26 protein-coding genes are annotated in these 21,034 nt (G+C 59.3%); 25 read left to right on the top strand and 1 reads right to left on the bottom strand.

Annotation, left to right across the window (positions count from 1 at the left end; translation table 11 throughout):
• The first annotated feature begins 129 nt into the window (after positions 1 to 129).
• The 25 genes from LOY52_RS08990 to LOY52_RS09105 all read left to right on the top strand — a co-directional run bounded on the left by LOY52_RS08990 (position 130) and on the right by LOY52_RS09105 (position 19,267).
• Entirely contained in the window at positions 130 to 1,053 is a 924-nt protein-coding gene (locus LOY52_RS08990) for a GPO family capsid scaffolding protein (protein WP_258679114.1), read from the top strand.
• A 1-nt stretch (position 1,054) separates the two neighbouring features.
• Positions 1,055 to 2,074: a phage major capsid protein, P2 family gene (locus LOY52_RS08995; protein WP_258679115.1), complete on the top strand. Its 1,020-nt coding sequence runs from the start codon at positions 1,055 to 1,057 to the stop codon at positions 2,072 to 2,074.
• Positions 2,071 to 2,793, top strand: a complete 723-nt coding sequence (gene gpM / locus LOY52_RS09000) for a phage terminase small subunit (protein WP_258679116.1) — start codon at positions 2,071 to 2,073, stop codon at positions 2,791 to 2,793. Before LOY52_RS08995 ends, gpM begins: the two co-directional genes overlap by 4 nt.
• Positions 2,794 to 2,891: 98 nt before the next feature.
• Entirely contained in the window at positions 2,892 to 3,353 is a 462-nt protein-coding gene (locus LOY52_RS09005) for a head completion/stabilization protein (RefSeq protein WP_258679117.1), read from the top strand.
• Entirely contained in the window at positions 3,350 to 3,802 is a 453-nt protein-coding gene (locus LOY52_RS09010) for a phage tail protein (protein WP_258679118.1), read from the top strand. Before LOY52_RS09005 ends, LOY52_RS09010 begins: the two co-directional genes overlap by 4 nt.
• Positions 3,789 to 4,472 carry a virion morphogenesis protein gene (locus LOY52_RS09015; RefSeq protein WP_258679119.1) on the top strand — a complete coding sequence of 228 codons (684 nt, stop codon included), beginning with the start codon at positions 3,789 to 3,791 and terminating at the stop codon, positions 4,470 to 4,472. Before LOY52_RS09010 ends, LOY52_RS09015 begins: the two co-directional genes overlap by 14 nt.
• A gap of 11 nt (positions 4,473 to 4,483) precedes the next feature.
• Positions 4,484 to 5,599 (top strand): DUF2586 domain-containing protein, encoded by a 1,116-nt coding sequence (locus tag LOY52_RS09020; RefSeq protein ID WP_258679120.1) that lies wholly within the window; start codon positions 4,484 to 4,486, stop codon positions 5,597 to 5,599.
• 6 nt (positions 5,600 to 5,605) lie between these two features.
• On the top strand, positions 5,606 to 6,058 hold the full coding sequence (locus tag LOY52_RS09025) for a phage protein (protein WP_025111123.1): 453 nt from the start codon (positions 5,606 to 5,608) through the stop codon (positions 6,056 to 6,058).
• Entirely contained in the window at positions 6,058 to 6,270 is a 213-nt protein-coding gene (locus LOY52_RS09030) for a TraR/DksA C4-type zinc finger protein (RefSeq protein WP_258679121.1), read from the top strand. The genes LOY52_RS09025 and LOY52_RS09030 overlap by 1 nt, the downstream gene beginning before the upstream one ends.
• Complete coding sequence (locus tag LOY52_RS09035) at positions 6,267 to 6,563, top strand: hypothetical protein (protein WP_025111125.1); 297 nt, start codon at positions 6,267 to 6,269, stop codon at positions 6,561 to 6,563. Before LOY52_RS09030 ends, LOY52_RS09035 begins: the two co-directional genes overlap by 4 nt.
• The gene (locus tag LOY52_RS09040; RefSeq protein ID WP_258679122.1) at positions 6,560 to 7,093 is read left to right on the top strand and encodes a lysozyme; all 534 of its coding nucleotides are present in this window, start codon (positions 6,560 to 6,562) and stop codon (positions 7,091 to 7,093) included. The genes LOY52_RS09035 and LOY52_RS09040 overlap by 4 nt, the downstream gene beginning before the upstream one ends.
• A complete protein-coding gene (locus LOY52_RS09045) occupies positions 7,093 to 7,596 on the top strand; it encodes a lysis protein (RefSeq protein WP_258679123.1) in 504 nt (167 codons plus the stop codon). The genes LOY52_RS09040 and LOY52_RS09045 overlap by 1 nt, the downstream gene beginning before the upstream one ends.
• Positions 7,597 to 7,604: 8 nt before the next feature.
• Positions 7,605 to 7,895: a putative phage tail assembly chaperone gene (locus tag LOY52_RS09050; RefSeq protein WP_258679124.1), complete on the top strand. Its 291-nt coding sequence runs from the start codon at positions 7,605 to 7,607 to the stop codon at positions 7,893 to 7,895.
• Positions 7,896 to 7,918: 23 nt separating this feature from the next.
• On the top strand, positions 7,919 to 8,059 hold the full coding sequence (locus tag LOY52_RS27400; protein ID WP_047293149.1) for a DUF6890 family protein: 141 nt from the start codon (positions 7,919 to 7,921) through the stop codon (positions 8,057 to 8,059).
• A gap of 5 nt (positions 8,060 to 8,064) precedes the next feature.
• Positions 8,065 to 10,050 (top strand): phage tail tape measure protein, encoded by a 1,986-nt coding sequence (locus LOY52_RS09055; RefSeq protein ID WP_258679125.1) that lies wholly within the window; start codon positions 8,065 to 8,067, stop codon positions 10,048 to 10,050.
• Positions 10,047 to 10,364, top strand: coding sequence for a DUF2590 family protein (locus tag LOY52_RS09060; protein ID WP_258679126.1), 318 nt, complete (start codon positions 10,047 to 10,049; stop codon positions 10,362 to 10,364). Before LOY52_RS09055 ends, LOY52_RS09060 begins: the two co-directional genes overlap by 4 nt.
• Positions 10,361 to 11,533, top strand: a complete 1,173-nt coding sequence (locus LOY52_RS09065; RefSeq protein ID WP_258679127.1) for a baseplate J/gp47 family protein — start codon at positions 10,361 to 10,363, stop codon at positions 11,531 to 11,533. Before LOY52_RS09060 ends, LOY52_RS09065 begins: the two co-directional genes overlap by 4 nt.
• The gene (locus LOY52_RS09070; protein ID WP_258679129.1) at positions 11,530 to 12,054 is read left to right on the top strand and encodes a phage tail protein; all 525 of its coding nucleotides are present in this window, start codon (positions 11,530 to 11,532) and stop codon (positions 12,052 to 12,054) included. The genes LOY52_RS09065 and LOY52_RS09070 overlap by 4 nt, the downstream gene beginning before the upstream one ends.
• 9 nt (positions 12,055 to 12,063) lie before the next feature.
• On the top strand, positions 12,064 to 13,722 hold the full coding sequence (locus tag LOY52_RS09075; protein WP_258679131.1) for a phage tail protein: 1,659 nt from the start codon (positions 12,064 to 12,066) through the stop codon (positions 13,720 to 13,722).
• A gap of 8 nt (positions 13,723 to 13,730) precedes the next feature.
• The gene (locus tag LOY52_RS09080) at positions 13,731 to 14,438 is read left to right on the top strand and encodes a hypothetical protein (RefSeq protein ID WP_258679134.1); all 708 of its coding nucleotides are present in this window, start codon (positions 13,731 to 13,733) and stop codon (positions 14,436 to 14,438) included.
• The gene (locus tag LOY52_RS09085; RefSeq protein ID WP_258679136.1) at positions 14,435 to 15,358 is read left to right on the top strand and encodes a hypothetical protein; all 924 of its coding nucleotides are present in this window, start codon (positions 14,435 to 14,437) and stop codon (positions 15,356 to 15,358) included. Before LOY52_RS09080 ends, LOY52_RS09085 begins: the two co-directional genes overlap by 4 nt.
• Positions 15,355 to 15,900 (top strand): DNA-binding protein, encoded by a 546-nt coding sequence (locus LOY52_RS09090; RefSeq protein ID WP_258679138.1) that lies wholly within the window; start codon positions 15,355 to 15,357, stop codon positions 15,898 to 15,900. Before LOY52_RS09085 ends, LOY52_RS09090 begins: the two co-directional genes overlap by 4 nt.
• Complete coding sequence (locus LOY52_RS09095) at positions 15,897 to 16,601, top strand: hypothetical protein (RefSeq protein WP_258679140.1); 705 nt, start codon at positions 15,897 to 15,899, stop codon at positions 16,599 to 16,601. Before LOY52_RS09090 ends, LOY52_RS09095 begins: the two co-directional genes overlap by 4 nt.
• Positions 16,574 to 17,551, top strand: coding sequence for a hypothetical protein (locus LOY52_RS09100; protein ID WP_258679141.1), 978 nt, complete (start codon positions 16,574 to 16,576; stop codon positions 17,549 to 17,551). The genes LOY52_RS09095 and LOY52_RS09100 overlap by 28 nt, the downstream gene beginning before the upstream one ends.
• 189 nt (positions 17,552 to 17,740) lie before the next feature.
• Positions 17,741 to 19,267, top strand: a complete 1,527-nt coding sequence (locus LOY52_RS09105; RefSeq protein ID WP_258679142.1) for a P-loop ATPase, Sll1717 family — start codon at positions 17,741 to 17,743, stop codon at positions 19,265 to 19,267.
• 124 nt (positions 19,268 to 19,391) lie between these two features.
• Here the strand turns inward: LOY52_RS09105 and LOY52_RS09110 are convergent, their stop codons facing one another.
• Positions 19,392 to 20,462 carry a PIN domain-containing protein gene (locus tag LOY52_RS09110; RefSeq protein ID WP_258679144.1) on the bottom strand — a complete coding sequence of 357 codons (1,071 nt, stop codon included), beginning with the start codon at positions 20,460 to 20,462 and terminating at the stop codon, positions 19,392 to 19,394.
• Between the last annotated feature and the right edge of the window lie 572 nt (positions 20,463 to 21,034).

Raw genomic sequence — 21,034 nt, forward strand, 5'->3', positions numbered from 1 at the left:
CGCGGGCTGAAATGCGGCGCTGATCGTAGAGTTTTCTTCTACGAATCGGGCCGAAGCAAAGCGTTTGTTTGGGGGATTTCGGCTCCCTATCGTGGCGGCTCATTCAACGATTGAGCGCAGTCACCGACCATGCCCCGTTCCCTTGTCTCCTACTGGAAACGTGTTGCCACCAGCGGCCCGACCGTCGATGGCCGCGAGATCCTTCCCCAGGAACTGCGCGACATCGCCGAGACGTACACACCGGCGAAATACACCGCTGTGATCTGGTGCGACCACGAGCGCTGGCCAGGCTCGCACGGCACTGTATTTGCCGTGCGCCTGGTGGAAGAGGGTGAGGATCTGGAGCCGGGGCACATTGCTCTGGAAGCGCAGTTAAAACCGAACGATCGCCTTCTGTACCTCAACGATCAGGGCCAGAAGCTGTTCAGCAGCATTGAAATCACCCCGAATTTCGCCGGCAGCGGCAAGGCCTATCTGACGGGCCTGGCGGTGACTGATTCGCCGGCGAGCCTCGGCACGCAAGAGCTGTACTTCTCCAATCGCACCAGTCGCGCCGCGTACTACGCCGCCTCACAAGAACTCGGCCCCCTGCGCGAAACCGAGCCGCAGGGCGAGATCGGGCGCCTGGCCGCCATGTTTACCCGCCTGTTCAAGCGTTTCGGCATTGAAGACACGCCCACCGAAACCACTCCGCAAACCCCAACCGAGAGCAAACCCCCAATGGATGAAGCTACCGCAACGGCTTTGAAAGCCCTGCTGGCCCAGCTGCTGGTCGTCGCTGCCGGCATTCAGGCCGTCATCGAGCCTGCAGCCGAAGATGCGCCGGAACCCGATCAGGCCCCGATCGATGACGTCAGCGCTGCAGTAGACGAGATCGTCACCACTGCCGAAGAGGACCGCGAATTCAAGCGCAATGGCGGCGGCAACAAGGCTGTGCTGGCCGCGCTGACCAGTCTGCAGAAGCAATTCACCGAGCTGAAGAACACCCCAGCCGGTCGCCAATTGCCGCGCACCACCGGCGCCACCGACAAATCCAAAGTGCGGGTGCTCTGACATGGCCCGTTCCCTGAGCGCCTACGGCGCCAAGATGTACGCCGAAATGCAGCTGGCGATCGCCGAGACCTACGGTGTCGAGCTGGCCAGCAAGATGTTCTCCGTTGAACCGTCGATCGCCCAGGAGCTGAACGACGCCATCACCGCCAAATCGGACTTCTTGCAGCGCATCAACGTCATTCCAGTGACCGAGATCAAGGGCGAGAAGGTGTTTATTGGCGTGTCTGGCCCGGTGACTGGCCGCACCAACACCAAGACCTCCGATCGCGTGGCGAAAGATGCTTCGGCGCTGGACAACAGCACCTACGAGCTGTCGTCGACCGAGTCGGACGTGGGCCTGCCTTACGCGAAAATTGATGCCTGGGCCAAGTTCCCGGACTTCCATCAACGCTACTCGGCTGCCGTGCAGAAACAGATCGCTCTGGATCGCATCATGGTCGGCTTCCATGGTGAAAAAGCGGCTGCTCAGACCGACATCGAAGCCTTTCCAATGCTGCAGGACGTGAACAAAGGCTGGCTGCAGCAGCTGCGCGAGCAGGCGCCGCAGCAGGTACTCAAGGAAGGCAAGACACCCGGCAAGGTCACCCTGGGGCCGGGGGGCGATTACGAAAACCTCGACGCCCTGGTGCATGACACCAAGCAAATGGTGGACGAGCGTCTGCGCGATGCCGGCGACCTGGTGGCGATCATCGGTTCCGACCTGTTGGCCGCTGACAAAGCCAAGCTGTACGCCAAGCAGGGCGACACCCCGACCGAGAAAGAGCGCATCGAAGATGCCCAGGTGATCGCCACCTACGGCGGTTTGCCGAGCTTCAGCTTGCCGTTCTTCCCGGTCAACGCTGTGCTGGTCACCAGCTGGGACAACCTGTCGATTTACTTCCAGGACTCCAGCTGGCGCAAGCAAACCGTGGACAACCCGAAACGCTCCCGCGTCGAGGATTACAACAGCCGCAACGAGGGCTACGTGATCGAGCAACTGGAAAAAATCGCGCTGACTGAGAACGTGGAGCTGGTGAAGTGAGCCTGGCCCTTGCCCACAAACGCCGCATTTTGGCTCAGGGAACCGCTGCAGTGATCGCTGCTGCAGCGGCACCGCTGGCGTATTCGCCAACGGAAGCCCTGAGCAGCCCAGCCAACGCGAAAAAGCATCTGCTGCTGCAGGAGGCGGCAATGGCTCAAGACCTGGAGCGCCTGAGCGCGATCAAGGGGCTGGCCGGACGCCAGGCGCTCAAGCGTGAGGAACTGTTGCCCAAGTACCAGGACTTCATTCAGCGCTACATGGACTCGGGCCTGGTGATGCCGAACCCCGTCCTGGTGCAGGTGATGGTCTGGCTGTTCGACACCGAGCAGTTCGAAGACGGTCTGGTGCTGGCGGGCTTTGCGATCGAGCAGGGCCAGCAGATGCCGGAGCGCTTCAAACGGCGCGACGTGCAGACCTTCGTTGCAGACGCGGTGATCGACTGGGCCTACGGCGAATACAACGCCCAGCGCAGCCCGGAGCCTTATCTGTCCAACCTGCTGCCGCGTGTCGACGGTGAATGGGATCTGATCGAGCAGATCCCGAGCAAGTACCACAAGTTGATCGGTATGCGCGCTATGGAGGCCGAGCAGTGGGAAACAGCGCTTACGCATCTGGAGCGCTCCACTGAGCTGTACGCCAAAGCCGGCAATGAAACGCGCATTGCGAAGTGCCGCAAGGCAATCGCCAAACAAGCACCCGCTGTCACCGGCGCCCAATAACCGACTACCCCCCCAGCGGGGAACTGTGGACGTGTGTCTGCCATTTATGGACAGCCTCACGAAAAACAGTCTCCCCGCCCTAATTCGAGCGGTCAGCAATGAGCTTTTCCGGGAAACCCACCACCTTTGTGGAACAGGCAATTGAGAACGACGGTTTCTGGCCGAACCTCTCCGTGGCCGAGTTCCAGAAGGGCTATCGCCTGCCGGCGGAGTTCCTGAGCGACCTGCTGAGCGACGCCTTGTTTATCGCGATGGCTGAGATCAATACCGATCTGGCCAAGCTCAAAACCAGTTGGCTTGCGGCGGGCATTGCCGCCGTGGAAACAGCCGATCCGATGCTGCTGCCTGAACGAGCGTTCAAGGCCAAGCTGTACAAGCGCGCCGTATATTGCCGCGCCAAGGCCAGCGCCCTGCAGCAGTTCGCCACCGTGACACGTCGCGAGAGCGCCGAGAACACCGGCAAGGAAGCGCCGGAGCGTGAAGACACGTTTCTGGCATTCAGTCAGCAGGCTGTGCGCGCCCTGCAGGGCCGTGGCCGCATTACGGCGTCACTGCTATGACCAAGCTGCAGGCGTTGACCGCCTACCTACTGGAACGCCGCTTGGTCGAGCCTGAACAGCTCGACAGCTGGACGGAGCAGGTCAAGCTGTCGCTGATCTGGAAGCCCGACGCCGACGGCATGCACTTTGCCGACATGCACTATCGCGCCGTGATTGTCCTGGAGCGTTTCGCCGCCAATCCGGCGCGCATGATGGCCTTGGTGGGCAGTTGGCTGGAAACCCACGACGCCGACCGCGATCACTACGAACTGCCGGCGCCGGAATTCGCCGTTGAGCCCCTGGACAGCGATCTGTTCGACGTGGAAGTCACGCTGGAATTCGTCGAGCCGCAGTATCTCTCCGAAGACCCGGACGGCGAGATTCAGGCCTTCGGCAAGACTTGGGCGTTCATCCCGTTTGACCTGTGGGTCGCTGAGCGCGGCGAGGTGGCCACCAGTGGCGGGGCGTAGCACGTTCGAACTCGATGTACGCGGACGGCTGGGCGTGCGTGAGCAACTGGCCTTGCTGGCTCTGCCGCCCCAGTTGCGTCGGCGTTTGCTGAACCAGGTGACCAAGCGCGTGCGGACGATGAGCCGCAAACGTCAGCGTGCCCAGCAGAACCTTGACGGCTCGGCGTTCGCTCCGCGCCAGGGCGACGGCAAGGGCAAAAAGAAGATGGAAGCCGGCCTGGCCAAGCTGATGGTAGTCACTCGACTGACCGCTGATGAAGCGGAACTGGGCTGGAAAAACGCCCTGACCCGATGGGTCGCCGCCCAGCAACACAACGGTGTCAGTGAACGCCGCACCGCTGCGCAGATGCGCCGCTGGAACAAGACCCCGCCGGGACTTGCGGCCACCGAAAAGCAAGCCAAGCGCCTGCGTCGGCTGGGTTTTCGCGTGCGCCAGGCTGGCAAAAAGAGCCTGACCAGGCCGTCGGTGGCGTGGATTCAGGAGCATGTGAACTACGCCAAGGCGGGCTTGCTGATCCGCATCCTGGACGACCAGCGCAGCGAGTCTTCGGGCGCGCAGAGCTGGGAAATCACCCTGCCGAAGCGCCAGTTCATCGGCGTTAACTCCGATCGCGACACCAATCTGCTGATTAACCAGGTGTTGCAACAAATCCTTAATTCACCCCGCTAACGAGGCACTGCATGGCACTCGGTCAAGTCACCGTCGACAATCTCAATCTGGGCCAGGGGCCAGTGAGCGAGATTGAGCGTTACTTTCTTTTCATCGGCCCAGCCGGCAAGAACGTCGGGCAGATCCTGCCGCTGAACATGGACAGCGACCTGGACGTCCAACTGGGCGTCCCGGCAAGCGACCTGAAAACCCAAATCACCGCCGCCCAGCTCAATGGTGGCCAACGCTGGGCGTGCGTGGCGGCTCCGATCGGCGCCGAGGGCGATTGGGCCAGCGCATTGGAAAAGGCCCAGCAACAGGGCTACTCCGTCGAAGCCGTGGTGATTACCAACCCGGTCACCACTGCCGCTGAATTGTCGGCCATGCATGACGCGGCGATCGCCCTGAACAACACCTACGGGCGCCGTGTGTTCGTTATGGCGTCCGTGCCTGGCATCACCGCCGAACAGACCTGGGCGCAGTACGTCAGCGAGCGCAAAGGGCTGCTGGCCAATCTGGCGGCGCCGCGTGTGCTGGTCGTGCCGCAACTGCATGGCAATGACCTGGGCGTGCTGGCCGGGCGCTTGGCCAACGCTTCTGTGAGCATCGCTGACAGCCCCATGCGTGTGGCCACCGGTGCCGTGCTGGGCCTCGGCCCTGTTCCGATCGATGGCGAAAAAGTCCCCCTGACCTCGGCGGTGCGCAGCGAGCTGGATCGGGCGCGCTATTCGGTTTCGCAGACCTATCCCGACTACCCGGGCGTGTACTGGGGTGACGGCAACATGCTGGACACCGCCGGCAGCGACTTTCAGGTCGTGGAATACCTGCGCATCACCGACAAGGCCGCTCGCCAGATTCGCCCGCTGCTGATTCGCCGCGTCGCCGATCGCCGCTTGAACAACACCCCAAACAGCATGGCCGTCAACACCAACCAGTTGATGGCGCCGCTGCGCGCCATGGCCAAGTCCACCACGTTCGCGGGTCAGGTGTTCCCCGGCGACATCGAGCCGCCGAAGGACGGCGACCTGGTGCTGACTTGGCTGACCAAAACCAAGGTCGCGGCCTACATCAAGCTCAAACCCCACAACTGCCCGAAAGACCTCACGGCGAACATCGCCCTGGATCTTTCCACTGACCAAACGGAGTAATGCCCCATGGCGAAGATTGGCGGCAAAAACTTTGACGTGAGCCTGGGCGATATCGCGCTGCACGTCGAAAGCTGCACTTTGGATATCACCGACAACTCGGCAGTGGCCCAAACCCGGGGCGTGCCAGACGGCACCGTGGACGGTGACGTGGCCGCTGCCGGCGAATTCGAGCTGGATACCACCAACTTCAATCTGCTGATCGACGCGGCGCGCTCAGCGGGCAGCTTCCGAGGCCTCAAACCGTTCGATGCGGTGTTCTTCGCCAAGGCCGGCGAAGACGAGGAACTGCGGGTGGAAGCCTTCGGCTGCAAGGTGAAGCTGTCCAGCCTGCTGGCGATCGATCCGAAGGGCGGCGAGAAGAGCAAACACAAGGTTCCGTTCGACGTGACCAGCCCGGATTTCATCCACATCAACGGCGTGCCGTACCTGGCTGCAACCGAGATCGAGGGGCTGCGCTAATGGTGGACTGGTTCGACCGTGCCCAGGAGCTGGAGCAACGCCAACGTGACCAGGCGATCAAGGCTCAGCTGAGCAAGCCTGTGCCGGTCGGGCCAAGCCTGACCCATTGCCAGGACTGCGACAAACCAATCCCGCCGGCGCGCCAGGCGCACGGCGGCATAACCCGGTGCGTCCCGTGCCAGACGGACGTCGAGAAGGGTAAACGCCGATGACCACTGAAACTTCGCGTCTGGGAACGCTGGAGCGCCAACTCGCCGTGATCGAGCACCGCATGAACGAGTTTGAGGGTCGTCACGACACCGTGCCGACTCGCGTGACCAAGCTTGAGCAGCAGTTCGAAAACATGACTGGCCAGCTCAAAGAACTGAACAAGGGGCAGCAGGCGTTGACCCTGGCGGTCAACGTGATCGGCTCCAAGGTCGGGCGCTTGCTCACGATTCTGACGTTGGTTGGCGCCGTGCTGCAGATGGTCGTGCCGGCACTGCTGCGCGTGTGGTTCCCATGAGCCTGCGCGGCAGGATCATGGCCGGCGCGATCGCGCTGGCCAGCACCCCATTGGTGATCTTCCTGGGCACCTGGGAAGGCAACGGCCAGAACACCGTTTACGCGGACAAGCTCGCCGGCGGACTGCCCACGGTTTGCAAAGGCATCACCCGGTTTACAAGCCCGTACCCGGTCGTCGTCGGCGACTACTGGTCGCCCGCCAAGTGCGCCGAGGTGGAGCAGCTGGTGATCCGCAAAACGCAGCTGCAGCTGGCTGAGTGCATCACCAATCCAAACGTGGGCCAGAACACGTTCGACGCACTCACCAGTCATGGCCACAACTTCGGCGTGACCAGCACCTGCGCCAGTCGAGCGGTCGCGCTTATCAACGCCGGTCGCATCGCCGAGGGCTGCAAAGCCCTGGCATGGGCTCCGGACGGGAAGACGCCGGTATGGGCCTTTGTGACTGACGCCAAAGGCCAGAAGCGCTTTGTGCCGGGTCTGCACAACCGCCGGCTGGCCGAATCCCGGCTGTGTGCGGAGGGCTATTGATGCTGCGCGAAGCCTTATTCCTGGTCGTGCTGTGCCTGGTTGCCTGGATCGGTTTTGACGTACTTGAAGGCCAGCGCGACGAAGCCAGGCGCGAGCGGGACAGCGCGCTATCGGAGGCCAGCGGCCTGCGCGAAGCGGCGCGCATCAGCGGCGAAATGCTCGCCGAGCGGGACGCGATCGACCAACGAAACACCAAGGAATTGACCGATGCACGCAATGAAAACGAACGCCTGCGCCGCGCTGTTGATGATGGCACTGGTCGGCTGTACGTCAGCGCCACCTGTCCCGCCTCCGGATCTGTGTCCGCCACCGCCGGCGCCGCCCGCGTGGCTGATGCAGGACGCGCCGAACTCGCAGCAGACGCTCGACAGGATTATTTCACCCTCCGAGATCAACTCGCCCAAAGCAGGCAAATGATCGTCGGACTGCAGCAATACGCCATGGGCGTTTGCCGGCGATCGCCGGCGCCCCAGGCCAACCCTTTACCCAACCTCAACAAGTGAGTCATCCAATGAACGAACAAAACGCAGAAATCACCCTGGAAGTCGGCGAAAACGAATTCACCTTCAGCCTGACCCCGGCGGACGTGACCAAGTACTTCAACGCGCTGACCCAAACCAACAAGGTCGCCCCGGGCCACAACCTGCTGATGAACACCGTCAAGCAGGAAGAAAAAGCCACGCTGAAACCGCTGCTGGGTAATCCGGTGATGGTGATGCAACTGGCCGGTGCGCTCCTCGAGGAGTACGGCCCGAACGTTGAGGTGGTCGTAAAAAAGCGCTCGAGCACGCTGAGCGCCTGAGTGAAAACGGCCTGGGCCAGCTGATGGCCCTGACGAACCGCTGGCTACCTGGTGCCGAACCCACGCCCGAGGCGATGGGCACGGCCAAGTGGCTGGAGGACGAACACTGGAGACGCATGGAGTTTGCCGTGGCTAGCGGCATCGCCCTTGCGCTGAACGGGTAACGACATTGGCAGACCGTAGCGCCAGCCTGGCTTTCATCCTGAGCCTGACCGATAAGGTCACCGCGCCCCTGGGCAAGGTGAAAATGGGCTTTTCCGAGCTTGCCGACCAGAGCGAAAAGCACATCAAGACGATCGGCCTGGGCTTGGGCGGGCTGACGGCAGGCGTGGTCGCCATTCGTGAATCCATGGAACCGGCGCTAGAGGTCAACCGTGCCCTGGGCGACGTGCGTTCGCTGGGCGTGGCCGAGGACGCGCTGTCGGCGCTCAATGCCAAGTCGCTGGAATTCGCCGTGAACTACGGAGAGAACGCCAAGGACTTCGTGGCGTCGGCGTACCTGATCGAAGGCGCCATCAAGGGGCTTGCCGGCAACCAACTGGCCACGTTCACCAACACCAGCAACCTGTTGGCCAAGGCCACCAAATCCGACGCCGAAACGATGGGCGAATACGTCGGTACGCTCTACAACCTGCAGAAGTCCCAAGCCGATGCGATGGGGAAGGGCGCGTGGGTCGAAAAGCTCGGCGGCCAGACGGCGCTGGCGGTGCAGCTGTTCCGCACCAGCGGCGCGGCCATGAAAGACGCCTTCAAGGAAGCCGGGGCGATCGCCACGACGTCCGGCGTCGACCTGGCTGAACAGATGGCGGTGATCGGCACGCTGAGCAGCACCATGGAGGGCGGCGACGCCGGCGGACGCTACAAGGCGTTTTTCGAGAACATCGGCGCCGCCTCGGAAAAGCTCGGCATGAAGTTCACCGACCAGCAGGGAAAAATGCTGCCGATGATGACCATCCTGGACAAGCTCCAAGGCAAGTTCGGTGACCTGACCAGTGCGTCGGCGGGTGCCAAGCTGATGGAGGCCTTCGGCGGCGAAGGCGCCCAGGTGATCGGCGCGCTGGCCAAGGATACCGATCGGCTGCGCAACGGCATCGAGCAGCTGGGCAAGGTGCGCGGATTGGAGAACGCCGAGCAGATGGCGCGGGCCATGGTCGATCCGTGGCAGCAGTGGGCGTCCCTGGTCGAAGTCATGCGCGTGGTGTTCGGCCAGGTGCTGATCCCGGTGCTGTCGCCGTTCATGGCCAATATGGTCGACATTGGCAAAACGCTGGTGCGCTGGTCGCAGCTGTTCCCCAACATCACCCGCGTGGTCGGCATCACTGCGCTGTCGATCATGGGCATCGTCGCCGCCATGTCTGCCTTGACCATGGTGGTGGGCATCGCGCGGATGACGTGGCTGGGCATGCTCACCGTCTGGAAACTGTTCCAGGCGATGGGCCTGCGCACGGTCGCGATGTTCATCCTGCAGAAACTGGCGATCCTCGCTTACGTCGTGGTGATTCACACGCTGAGCGCCGTTCTGGCGGTCATTCGTGGCGCCATGTTGCTGTGGCAGGGCGCGATCTGGTTGGTTAACGCGGCGCTGCTGGCCAACCCGGTGGTGTGGATCGTGGTCGGGATCGTTGCCCTGGTCGCGGCGATCGCTGCAGCCGTCTTCTACTGGGATGAATGGACGACGGCCCTGATGAATACCGCCGCGTTCCGGATCGTTGCGGAGACGTTCCAGAAGCTGTCCGACTGGTTCGATTCGATGGGCGGCTGGTCGGGCATGGCCAAGGCCGCGTGGGACAGCATCGTCGGTATTTTCACCAAAGCCGTAAACGGCGTGATCGAGCTGCTGAACAGCATCCCGGGCGTGAACATCGAGGCGCGTTTCGGCGGTATGCCCGAAGTGCCAGGCGTCGACGCTGCTGCCAGCGCTTCAGACACCGCCAACGCCGCGCAGAAAGCCCAACAGACCATCAATGCGGCCATTCCCAGCCTGTCGCCGGCACGCCCGTCTGCAGTGCCGCCGGGTGGCCTGCTGACCAGCATCCAGAACAACAACAGCAGCCAGAACAAGGGCACGCATGTGGAAAACGTGAACATCCACACCGGCAAGCAGATGACGCCGCTGGAGATGGAAAACATGGTCGCGATGGCGGTGGGTGGATGAGCGAATACGTGGATTTGCTGATCGTCGACAACGACCTGGCGCTCGATCCATCCAACCAGCCCAGGCTGATCGATGACCGCGCCTGCATCGCCCAGGACATCGCGCACATGATCCGCGACAGCGGCCTGCTGGTCACGCTGGTGGCCGAGCGCGACCGCCTGCGTCAGCGCGATTGCGTCCAGCAGATGGAACTGCTGGTGGAAGACGACGTGCGCCTGGTGCCGGGTACGGCACGCATCACCGAGCAGGCGCCAGGCGTGTACCTGGTGACCGCCAAAACCATCAAATTCGGATCGATCGAGGTAAGTCTGTGAGCGTCGATTTCAAAAAGGTGATTGCCGATACTGGCATCCCGACCACCGAAGCAGGCTTGAAGGCTGCTTGGGAAAAAGAGGTGGAAGCCCAGGGCGCGAAAGTCGCCAACACCAGTAGTTATTCGCCGTTCTGGCGGGTGATGACCGCGCTAGTCACCAAGCCAGTGTTGTGGTTGTTGGACTTCCTGTGCTTGACCGTGCTGCCCAATTTCTTCGTGAAAACGGCGGTCGATGCCTGGCTGGACACGCTCGCCTGGGCGGTCAACGTCGAGCGCAAAGGCGCGACCAAAGCGAAAGGAAAATTGCTGTTTACCCGGGCCATTCCGGACGGTGTGCTGGAGCTGGAAAAGGGCATCGTGGTGCAGTCTGCCGCGATCAACGGCAACGTCTACAAACTGGTCACGACGGCGCCGGCGACGTTCCAGCAGGGCCAGCTGCAGCTGGACGTTCCTGTCGAGGCGATCAAAGCCGGCAGTGGTTTTAACCTGGCGCCGGGTTATTACGCGATCCTGCCGGCGCCGATCCCTGGCATCGTGCAGGTGGTCAACAAAGACGGGTGGCTGGATTCACCAGGCGCCGATCCGGAACCCAACGAGCAGCTGCGCCTGCGCGTGCGCAACCAGTTTTCGGCGGTCAACCAGTGGCACACTGACGCGGTCTATCGCGCCATGATTTCCGCCTTTCCCGGCGTGCGCCCTGACGGCGTGTACTTCGAACACGGCGCCCCGCGTGGCCCCGGCAGCGCTAACGCCTACATCCTGTTTGATGCAGGTGTGCCGGCGGCGACGTACCTGGAGCAAATCAACGCGCATATCCGTGACCAGGGAAACCACGGCCACGGCGACGACTTGCTGGCCATGGTCATGCCTGAAACGCTGGTCAATATCCTGGTAAACGTCTGGCCTTTCGCCAACCAGACGCCGGCGCAGATCGCCGACCTCAAGCACGAAATTGAACTGTTTGTGCGCGCCGCGTTTCGCGAAAGCACGCCTCGCGACTACCAGCCGACGCTGACTTACCCGCAATCGAGATTTAGCACCAGTCGCCTGACCGAAGAACTGCACCGACAGTTTCCCGGCATCGAGGCGGTGAAATTCACGCCCGTGGTCGACATCGTCAGCGGCCTGTCGATTCCCCGGCTGGAAAATCTGACGGTGAACATCAAGTGATAAAGCTCAAATTGCCGTTCTGGCTCGCCGGCACCGAGCTGTCGAAATTGACCGCTGCCGCACAGTCCTGGTGGGAATCCGTCACTGGCTGGCTGCGCTGGCCTTACTCGCAGATCGATCCCGACACCTGCCACCTGAGCATCCTTGAACTGTGGGCCTGGCAGCGCGACGTGACGCGCTTCACCGGCGAGCCGGAATCGCTGTTCCGCTTGCGGGTGAAATTCGCCTTCATCAACTCGGTCGACGCCGGCAGCACCGCCGGCATGAAACGCATTTTCGAGCGTCTGGGCGTCGGCTATGTCGAGATCGAGGAACGCCAGCCCGACCGCGATTGGGACGTGGTGCTGCTGAAGTTTAGCAACGCGCAGCTGTCGCTCAATCCCGAACTGCTGCGCGTGCTGATCCAGCAATACGGTCGGACGTGCCGGCGCTACGACTTCGTGACCATCACCCCCGTGGGCCTTCAAGTGAGCCTTATCGATTTCAACGACGACCAGCAAACGCTGGTCGCCAGCCTGTAGGAGCGCACTGTGAGCGCCAGTATTACGTTGGCCGGTGAAGGCCAGATCGCCCTGAAACAAAGCCAGAAAAAGCCCCTGGTCATCACGAAATTTGTCTTTGCCAACGTGCCCGGGTTGAACACCGAGGCCCCGGTGGATCGTGCCGCCGGCAAGCCCCCGGCAGGGCAGATCGTGCAGACCTACGAGATTCCCAAGGAAAACGCCGGCTTTGTGAACCCGAACCAGGTGGTATACAGCGCTCAACTGGGTTCCGACATTGGCGACTGGGACTTCAACTGGGTCGGCCTTGAAGATGAAGACGGCCTGCTGTTCGCGGTGTCCTACGTGCCGCTGCAGCAAAAGCGCAAGAACATCCCGCCGCTGCAGATCGGCAACAACGTCACCCGCAATTTTCTGGTGGCCTTCGACGGCGCCCAGGCGCTGACCGGCGTAAAGATCGATGCCAGCACCTGGCAGCACGACTTTACCGTGCGCCTGGCCGGGATCGATGAGCGCGAGCGACTGAGCAATCGTGAAATTTACGGTCGAGCCTGTTTCTTCGGTAACTCGCTGGCATTCGGGAAAAGTGAAAACGGGTTCCAGTTGAATGCCGGCACGGCGTACATCGAAGGCATACGGGTGTTCATGTCGAAGCCCTGGCCATTCACTGGTGTTATTCCCGTTGGAACTATCACCCTCGACGTGTGCCTGGAACGGCAGTTGAACGATCGGGTGGCGACGTGGAAGGTCGTCTATGGAGAAAAGGGTGATTACACCGACGCGGCAGGTATCCGTCACTACTGTGTGCCGATCGTCTATTTCGCCTCTGCGACAGAAATCTACGATGCTCGTCCAGCGGAGCCGATCGCCGGGGCGCTTATGCAGCATTTCGCGGCGCGCAATGGCGATTACGCGAATCTTCGTGCGCGTGGTACGACAAAAGAAGACGTCGAGCTGGAAAACGTGCCCAACGCCATCAGCGACGATCCCGCTACCAACAGCAGCAAGATCATTGCGTCTACAGCAGCGTTGAACAAGCTGCAGAAGCAGGTCGACGACTCGATGACCGGCATGGTGGCAGCGTTTGCAATGACTGCTGCCCCGCCGGGATGGTTGAAATGCAACGGTGCGGCGGTGTCGCGCACGGCCTATCCGCGGCTGTTTGGATGGTTAGGTACGCACTACGGCGCCGGTGACGGAACAACCACGTTCAACTTGCCCGATATGCGCGGCCTGTTCCCTCGCGGCTGGGACGACGGGCGCGGCCTCGATCCTGGTCGGGCGTTCGGTGTCTATCAGGACATGATGATCCATTCCCACGCGCACACCGCCTCTGCTGCTGCGGTGGGTGACCACCTTCACGCCGCCTGGACGGACGCCCAGGGCAACCACGTTCACCGAACCTGGACTGACGCTCAGGGCGCACACAATCACTCGGCGGCCAGCTCGCCGGGTATTGGCCAAGGTGCTGGTGGCCTCAACTCGGTACAACAATCGGGTGGCGCACACGAAACGTCCTGGGCGGGCGCGCACGCACACAACATCGGAATGGATGCCGCCGGCCACCACGCGCACAACGTCGGCGTAGGCGGGGGCGGCGCGCACACCCACGGCGTCACCGTCGCCGCCGCCGGCGGCACTGAAACCCGGCCTAGGAACTTGGCCCTTTTCTACTGCATCAAGTATTGAGATCGAGCATGACTGAGAAACTTGTCTATCAGACCAACCACCTGGGCATCCTTGTTGGTGCAGTGAAGGCTGACGAATCCCCGCTGGAACCGGGGGTGTACATGATCCCAGGCGGTTGCGTGGAGATAGCACCGCCGCCGACTCCCGAACACAAGGCCGCGTGGTGGAACGGAAAAGCCTGGCAGCTTGTGGACTACTTCGGCGGCGTCGTGGTGTACGACACTGCGACCGGCGAACCGCGCACGCTCGAAGGTTTCGAACCGGTGCCGGCGGGGCACACCATGAATAAGCCTGGGCCGAATCAGATCTGGAAGAACGGCGGATGGGTCGATGACATTGATGCCGTGCTGGCTGCGCTGCGGGACAAAAAGCTGCAGATGATCGGGGCCGACTGCGCCGAGTACGTCGCCGGCGGATTCAACTCCAGCGCCCTGGGCGACGTGCACCGCTACAGCAGCGCCATCGATGACCAGGTTAACCTGAACGCCCAGGTGTTGCTGGGACTCGATGACGTTTACCCGTGTACCGGCGTCGACCAGGTGCTGGCTTTCCGGCCTCACACTATCGCCCAGTTGCAGAAGGTCAGTCATGACCTGGTGCGGTTTCGGCAGGCGGCGCAGCAACAGGCCGAGGCGCTGCGTCAGGCAGTAGCCGGCGCGCTGAAAGACAAAGACCTCAAGGCAATGAAGGCCATCACCTGGACGCCTCCGGCATGACCTGGGCACCGGTGACAATGCGCTGGCCGGAACAGGCCACGCAATGGATGGGCAAGCTGTCGGCGGCCAAGGATCTGGCCGGCGGCGAGCTGGCCAGCACCGCCCAGCGCCTGGCCGGCCTGAACGGATTGGCCATCACCAACCCGGGCCCGGTCGGTGATGCCGCCAAGGGCGCGATCGCAGCGGGCCGGGCGGCATTGGTCGAGCAGTTGGGCCAAGTGCCGGCGTGTCTGGTGGTGACGCCATTCCAGAGCGGCATCGGCCAGGGCACGGACTACCAGCGTTTCCTATCTGCGCCGAACGTCCTGGAACACCTGGCCAGAAAGTTGGAAGACGCGACCGACTCCGGGCGTCCGGCGGGGCCGCAATACGCGCTGTCGATACTGTTCCTGGGCACGCGCCTGGAACAGTTGGCCAGTGGCCTGTCGCGGTTCAATGCATTGCTACCGATTCCCGACCTGGTGCGCACGGAGCGGCGCGCCCAGCACCTGATGAAATTGGAAAGCGACAAGTGGGAGATCCCCAGCGCCGGCCCGCTGCCGCGCTGGCAAGGACTGCCCCTAGAGCGCTGCACGGTGGTCAAGGCTGCCAAGCAATCGATGGCCGGCCAATTGGCTGTGCTGGAGGGCTACGCCGCCGACAGTTCGCCGTTAGGCGATCTGGCTGCGCTGGCCGCCCGCAAGGCGGCACAGCAACAGGGACGGGATCAACAATTGGCTGAGCTGAAAAACCTGCTGGCTGGGGGGAACCCCGACGTCAGCATACGGGCGCGCTTGATTGGCCCGGGCAACTGCAGCGAGCTGCGCCAGGAGCTGCTGAGCGGCGATGCCCCTGGGCATGAGTGGGTGCAGTGCGCGGGAATGCTGTTGGTCGGCACCAAGGAAGGTCTGAGTTTTGTACAGGAACTGGTGGGCCTATGACGCTTTTACTCGACGGGCAAAAAGTCCTGGGGAAAAACCTCAAGGTCACCGGCAATCTGCGCATCGAAAGCGGCGACATGTCGGGGCAGACCAGCAACACCGACAAGGCCCACAAGGGCTTCAAGCCCAAGATGCTGGCCGTTTCGCTGATGATCCCGTTTGTAGATCGGGTGCAACTGACTGATCTGATGCGCCTGGCCGAAGCCACGGCGAGCGGTGGGGAGTTGCATCTGTACCGCGTCGTGAACGACACCGCCGAGGCCTTCGGCGTGCGCCAGGTGGAGTTCTCCGAAGGCGTCAGCGCCCGAGAGGCGGACAACCTGAAAGCCTGGCTGGTGCAATTCACCCTCAGCGAGCGCGAATCGAACCCGGAAAAGGTCGAGGGTCGACGCGCCGGCAACAAGGTCGACGCCCAGGGCGCCCCGGGCAGTGCGGTGGGCGAAGGTGGGGGCGGCTCAGGTTCGAGTGACAACCCGGAACTGAGCGGCTTTGAAAAGGTGTTGGGCCGCGTGGATAAGTGGCTGGGGAGTGAGCAGACGTGAAACTGCACAAGGTTCTGTCGATCAATGGCGCGCCTGTTCGCTTGGTCAAGGAAGACGTTCGGCTGGACGCCACCAGTCCAGGGCGGGCGAACTTCACCGTTCAGTCTGCTGAGCCGCTGAAAGGGTTGGTGACGCTGGATATCGGCTACAACGACCGCACGCTGCAGCGCCACTTCATCGGCTACGTCGAGCGTTGCACCGCCGCCAATGCCAAAAAGCAGGTGCTGTTCTGCCGTGAGCTGGCTGCTGTGCTGGCCAACCCGCTGCCGTTGAACCTGCGTCACGTCGATCTGCGCGCCGTACTGGCTGCGATCAGCGAGCAGACGGGCCTGCGTTTTCGTGTTCCCGATCAGCCTTACGCTGGCGTGAAGGCGCCGTACTTCTACAGCCTTGCTGCCGGCTACCAGGCCATGGACAGCCTGGGCCGAGTGTTCAGTATTCCCGACTTCACCTGGCACCAGCTGGGCAACGGCGAAGTGTTCGCCGGCAGCTGGGCCGACAGTTTTTTTGGCGCCCGGGCGGCGCTGCAGATCCCCACGGAGCTGTTTGACGGCTACCAGGGCAACCAGAGCGCAATGGTGGCGGCCCTTCCTGGCCTGCGACCGGGTGCAACGATCAACGCCGGCGAACGTGTCACCAGTGTGGCACTCGCCAATGACCAGATGGCCATCCGATGGAAGACGCAATCCGCCGCGCTGTAGAGCGCCAGTTCCCCGAACTCACTGGGGGTTACCACCTACCACGCTTCGCCCGCGTCATCGCCGTCGCCGATGCGCCGGCAGATGCTGGGATCTGCGACGACTTCCGTCCGCGCTACGCGGTCGACATTGAAGTCCTGGGTGCCGATGACGAGCCAGATCCAGCCATCCCGACGCTTACCGGTGTTCCGCTGCCGCTGCCTACGGGGGGCGAGGACATGGGCATTTATGCCTTTCCGGAGGAAGGCACGCGCGTTGTGGTGTGCTTCGCCTACGGCCTGCCGAACAAACCCTACATTCAGTCGATTCTGCCGCACGGTCTGAGCATGCCGAAGGTGCCGAAAGGCGACCAGGTGTGGCAGCACAGCGGCACGGCACAGCAGCGCGTCGACGCGGACGGTAACTGGTTACGCCAGACCGATGGGAAGATCCGGGATCAAGCGATCGAACGTGAGGTTGAAGCCCTGGACAACCGCGAGCAGTTCCAGAGCCACGCTCGGGCCGTCGACGACCATTCGACCGAGACGGTAGGTGGTGTGAAAAAGATCGAGGCGCTGGGCGCGTTGAAGCTGCTGTCGGGCGGATCTGCGAGCCTGGCGGCGTTAGGCGACCTGCAACAGGCGACTGGGCGCGATCTGAACGTGGTTGCCGGGCGAAAGTACAGGGCCACGGTGGGTGGCAATATGCAGGAAAGAGTTGAAGGCTCTCGCGGTAGTGTTGCCGGCGTTAGCCAGAGTTATCAGGCGCCGAAGAGTTGGCTGGGGTCCACAGATTTGAACGTTCTTCAATTGTTGGTCGACTTGATCGTCTTGATCAAACAATTGAGCGAACAATTGGCTGAGCATACTCACTTAGCTGGTTCAGTGGTGAGCCCGGCAGACCATGCAGAATTCAAGAAAAAGGCGATATATGCTACGGAAATGGCGAATGCGTTGGCGTTGATCACTCTCTAAGACTAGCTTGAGCGAACGATGGCTTTAGATCCAAGGAGGTAAGCGCCAGAAACGTTCTCATCGAGATCATTAGATTTTTTTTTGAAATGGATGCAAACTTTCTCTCAAACGCATCGCTAGGTCGCGGCGCTTTTGCGATCCAAGTGAAAGAGAATAAAACTATTGTTATTACTATAAAAGGATTTTTATATGGTTTTTGGTGAGTTGTTTAAGTCTGAGCGTTCCGTGCCAGTTTTCTTAGGATCTCCTGAAGCTGAAGCCGAATCCACTATTCAATCTCGTGTTTCTATTCTTGATGTGTATGAAGATTATCATAAGCTAATGCCAGCGCTGAGTACCGAGCAGTTTATTGTTATAGGTCGGAAAGGGTCGGGGAAAAGTGCTTTTGCAGAGTTTGTTAGCGCTAAATCAAAATCTACGCCAAATCTATTCAGTCAGTTTATTAGGGCGAGTGAATTTCAAATAGAGAAGGCAATTCAGTCAGTAGCGGGCAAAGAGAGCTCAGTTGATAGTGAAAGCTTTTTTTTGTGGCTGATATACACAAATATACTAAAGATGTTCAGTAATAATGCCGCAATTCAAGAGGATAAAAGTTATGAATTGTTGAGGCAATTTCTGAATAAAAACTCAGGTTATATAAATATTAAAGACTTTGAAATAAAAGGTCTTGTCGAAAAGCATGGCTTTGATGTTAGCATTGAGCAGTTTAAAAGATTTTTCCGGCTAAAGATGAATCGAAGTTTGGAGATTAAATCTGAAAGAGCAAGTTTTGATAAGCTTCTTCCACATTTGGAAGAGGTTATAGTGGCGGCTCTAAGCTCAGTCGCTGAGCGAGATAATAAAAATTCTTATTCAATATTTTTTGATGATTTAGATGTTTGGTTTAATTCATCAAGCAGGGAGTCTTCTGATTCGCTAGTTAGTCTAATTCGAGCGTGTCGAAGGGTCAATAACACGGTGTTCGGTGCGAATGAGATAAGAGCGAAGGCAATAATATTGCTCCGCGATGATATAGAGTCTTATATATCTGCTCGCTATGCCGATACGGCTAAGATTTTGGCGTCATATTCTATAAAGATTAATTGGTACCAAGAGGATTACTCTGGCGCTGATTTTGAAGATAAGCTTAGTTTAAAGCGTTTTATAAACAAGCGCATTGCTTACGCATTCAATAAGGCTGGTAAGTCGTTTGATTCAGAAGATCCTTGGTCGGCGCTTGTAGATAATATGAGTGGTGAGCGCTCAAGTTTCAAACATGTCGTGAATAAAACGTTGTTTCGTCCTAGGGATTTGTTGCTTTTTTTTAAGCCGTTGGAAAATGGAAGTTATAATTTTCCCCTTTCAAGGTATGAAATAAATACGCTAAGCGTTAGCTATGCTAGGGAGCTTGCAAAGGAGGTTAAAAATGAATTATCTTCATTTTATTCTGGTACGCAGGTGGAAAATATCTTTGGTGCCATCACGGAAATTGCGAGAACTAAAACTAAGTATGAGGATGCTTTAAAAATAATTGAAAGCAATTGTAAGGATGTTGTTCCTAAGGATGTTCTTGAGGATCTTTTCTTGAGGTCGATAGTTGGATCATGCGATATTCATGGGCGTTTTTCATTTAAGTGTCGAGAGCCGATGGGTACAGCGAATCCGGTGAAGCTCGACAAGGACAAATTTGTTGTTGTTCAGTATGGGATTAAAGACTATGTCTTGCAAACACACTGACACAATTTAAATTCGTCCTAAAGAGCAAAAGGGCGCAAGTAGTTGAGTAGGTCAGCGTTGACCGGATCCTTGGAAAATGAAGGGGCCGGTCATACTTTTATGAGTAGGGGCTGTGACAAAGTGCTCAAGTACCAAGCATGTCTAGTTCGTATCCGAGCACCCATCGGATAGCGTTCAGCTTGCCATTTATAACTCCCAATTCGAAATCGCTCCAAGGGCCAAGATTCTCGGCGCCTAGCTCTTCCTCCGCACGTATAGCCGCCTCAAGATCGCCCGGCCAGCATTCATCCGAAATATCGTTCGCATCACATTCTTGTCTGAACCATTGAGCAAATGGAACTATCTTCGAACGCCCCTCTTTGAGTGCAATCCGCTGCTCACGGTGGCGGTTGTACCATACCTGTAGTCCGAATCTCCGCTCCAGTTTTACCAATTCGGATAATCTGCGAGGTTCATCTTCATATTCGTATTCTGCCAGAAGCTCTTCAATCCATTCCGGTACAAGCTCGTTGAGAAGCAAGTTGAGGTTGACAGAATAGGTTGAGCAACTGCCATTGAATAGTGATGCTATGTCGGGATGAGGCGCGCGCTCATCGCCTGAACCTGAGCTAAAGTCATGCTTGTTGTGTGTGACGAAGGCGTAGCGGTTTCGTTTGTCCTTGCAATCCGCTAATGCAACCGCGTAAAGCTCGATCAGAATGGCGTCGCCGATACTGTTCTTCGATTTGTGGAACGGTGCACGTTTGTCAAGTGCTCGCTTGGCGGCAGCAAGCAAAACGAAATTGGTGGTCTCTAGTCTCTTCGAGCCTGCGAACAGCGCCTCGATGCGGCTGATGGATTCATTCACCGCTTCGCCGAGTGTGGCGATACGATGGTCTAGATCACCGATTTGGGCTAGAGCCTCTTTATGCCCCTCAGGTTTGCCAAATTGATTGACGGCTTCCCGAACCCGTCGGAAGGTACTCGATAAACTTTGGCCGCTTTCCTTGACGACGCGATCTTTGTTTCGCTCAAACTCATCGATTACTTGCTGTGGGAGCAGTAATTCCAACATCCCAGTTTCAGTCAGTTCCTCAAGTGCATCTATTGTGGATCTTTGCCGATAGTCTTTCGCGAGATCGAGCCACACGCATGTGTCGATCATGATGAATAATTTACCTATCTCATGCTCATCTGTTGTTTCAATTTCCCACATATGTGTTCTTTCGCACCTGCTTTATACAAAGTTTTAATTCTGATGCCAGATGGACATCGGTGCCTGGGATGTTATCGCAACATCCGCGATTTCGACCTATCTATTCGAAGCTTTGAAGCTCTGAACAAAAACTCAAAGAAAAAGCACTTATCCCCCTCCCGCCGACGGGCTTTGCGTCCCTTTTTTGTGCAAAGTCCAGAACGGCGCAATTGCCTGCTCTACCCACGCCCGCTGCGGGGGCTGTGTGAATACTGTCGATTGCACGGAGTGCAAGGTTTTGCAAAAAAGTGCAGGGACGTTGCACAGCGCGACAGAACGGCGGCGAGTTGGTTAAGGGAGGGAGAGGCCCGGCCTGAAGAGGCTTCGGTCTGTAAAACCTGCTGAATAGGGTCTTTTCGTTTTCAGAGCTGTTCGTATAAGTCGCGAATCCAGCATCCTCCAACCCGCTTGCAAAACGGCTGTAAGCCCCGGCCTGCTTGACTCCACGGTAATTCCCGGCATTGCACAGCGTTACCAAGAAATCGTGACGATCAGCGCCAATTTAGAAGGCGCGAAAAGCTGTTGAAAACAGG

The organism is Pseudomonas sp. B21-051, assembly GCF_024748795.1.
In the GTDB taxonomy this organism is placed as follows: Bacteria; Pseudomonadota; Gammaproteobacteria; order Pseudomonadales; family Pseudomonadaceae; genus Aquipseudomonas; species Aquipseudomonas putida_A.

Excerpts from the sequence above, each read along its gene's own strand:
- LOY52_RS09085 (WP_258679136.1), top strand. The coding sequence starts at position 14,435 with ATGACCTGGGCACCGGTGACAATGCGCTGGCCGGAACAGGCCACGCAA.
- LOY52_RS09110 (WP_258679144.1), bottom strand. The coding sequence starts at position 20,462 with ATGTGGGAAATTGAAACAACAGATGAGCATGAGATAGGTAAATTATTC.
- LOY52_RS27400 (WP_047293149.1), top strand. The coding sequence starts at position 7,919 with ATGGCCCTGACGAACCGCTGGCTACCTGGTGCCGAACCCACGCCCGAG.
- LOY52_RS08995 (WP_258679115.1), top strand. The coding sequence starts at position 1,055 with ATGGCCCGTTCCCTGAGCGCCTACGGCGCCAAGATGTACGCCGAAATG.
- LOY52_RS09045 (WP_258679123.1), top strand. The coding sequence starts at position 7,093 with ATGCTGCGCGAAGCCTTATTCCTGGTCGTGCTGTGCCTGGTTGCCTGG.
- LOY52_RS09035 (WP_025111125.1), top strand. The coding sequence starts at position 6,267 with ATGACCACTGAAACTTCGCGTCTGGGAACGCTGGAGCGCCAACTCGCC.
- LOY52_RS09080 (WP_258679134.1), top strand. The coding sequence starts at position 13,731 with ATGACTGAGAAACTTGTCTATCAGACCAACCACCTGGGCATCCTTGTT.
- LOY52_RS08990 (WP_258679114.1), top strand. The coding sequence starts at position 130 with ATGCCCCGTTCCCTTGTCTCCTACTGGAAACGTGTTGCCACCAGCGGC.
- LOY52_RS09060 (WP_258679126.1), top strand. The coding sequence starts at position 10,047 with ATGAGCGAATACGTGGATTTGCTGATCGTCGACAACGACCTGGCGCTC.
- LOY52_RS09050 (WP_258679124.1), top strand. The coding sequence starts at position 7,605 with ATGAACGAACAAAACGCAGAAATCACCCTGGAAGTCGGCGAAAACGAA.
- LOY52_RS09040 (WP_258679122.1), top strand. The coding sequence starts at position 6,560 with ATGAGCCTGCGCGGCAGGATCATGGCCGGCGCGATCGCGCTGGCCAGC.
- LOY52_RS09005 (WP_258679117.1), top strand. The coding sequence starts at position 2,892 with ATGAGCTTTTCCGGGAAACCCACCACCTTTGTGGAACAGGCAATTGAG.
- LOY52_RS09030 (WP_258679121.1), top strand. The coding sequence starts at position 6,058 with ATGGTGGACTGGTTCGACCGTGCCCAGGAGCTGGAGCAACGCCAACGT.
- LOY52_RS09105 (WP_258679142.1), top strand. The coding sequence starts at position 17,741 with ATGGTTTTTGGTGAGTTGTTTAAGTCTGAGCGTTCCGTGCCAGTTTTC.
- LOY52_RS09025 (WP_025111123.1), top strand. The coding sequence starts at position 5,606 with ATGGCGAAGATTGGCGGCAAAAACTTTGACGTGAGCCTGGGCGATATC.
- LOY52_RS09020 (WP_258679120.1), top strand. The coding sequence starts at position 4,484 with ATGGCACTCGGTCAAGTCACCGTCGACAATCTCAATCTGGGCCAGGGG.
- LOY52_RS09090 (WP_258679138.1), top strand. The coding sequence starts at position 15,355 with ATGACGCTTTTACTCGACGGGCAAAAAGTCCTGGGGAAAAACCTCAAG.
- LOY52_RS09010 (WP_258679118.1), top strand. The coding sequence starts at position 3,350 with ATGACCAAGCTGCAGGCGTTGACCGCCTACCTACTGGAACGCCGCTTG.
- LOY52_RS09100 (WP_258679141.1), top strand. The coding sequence starts at position 16,574 with ATGGAAGACGCAATCCGCCGCGCTGTAGAGCGCCAGTTCCCCGAACTC.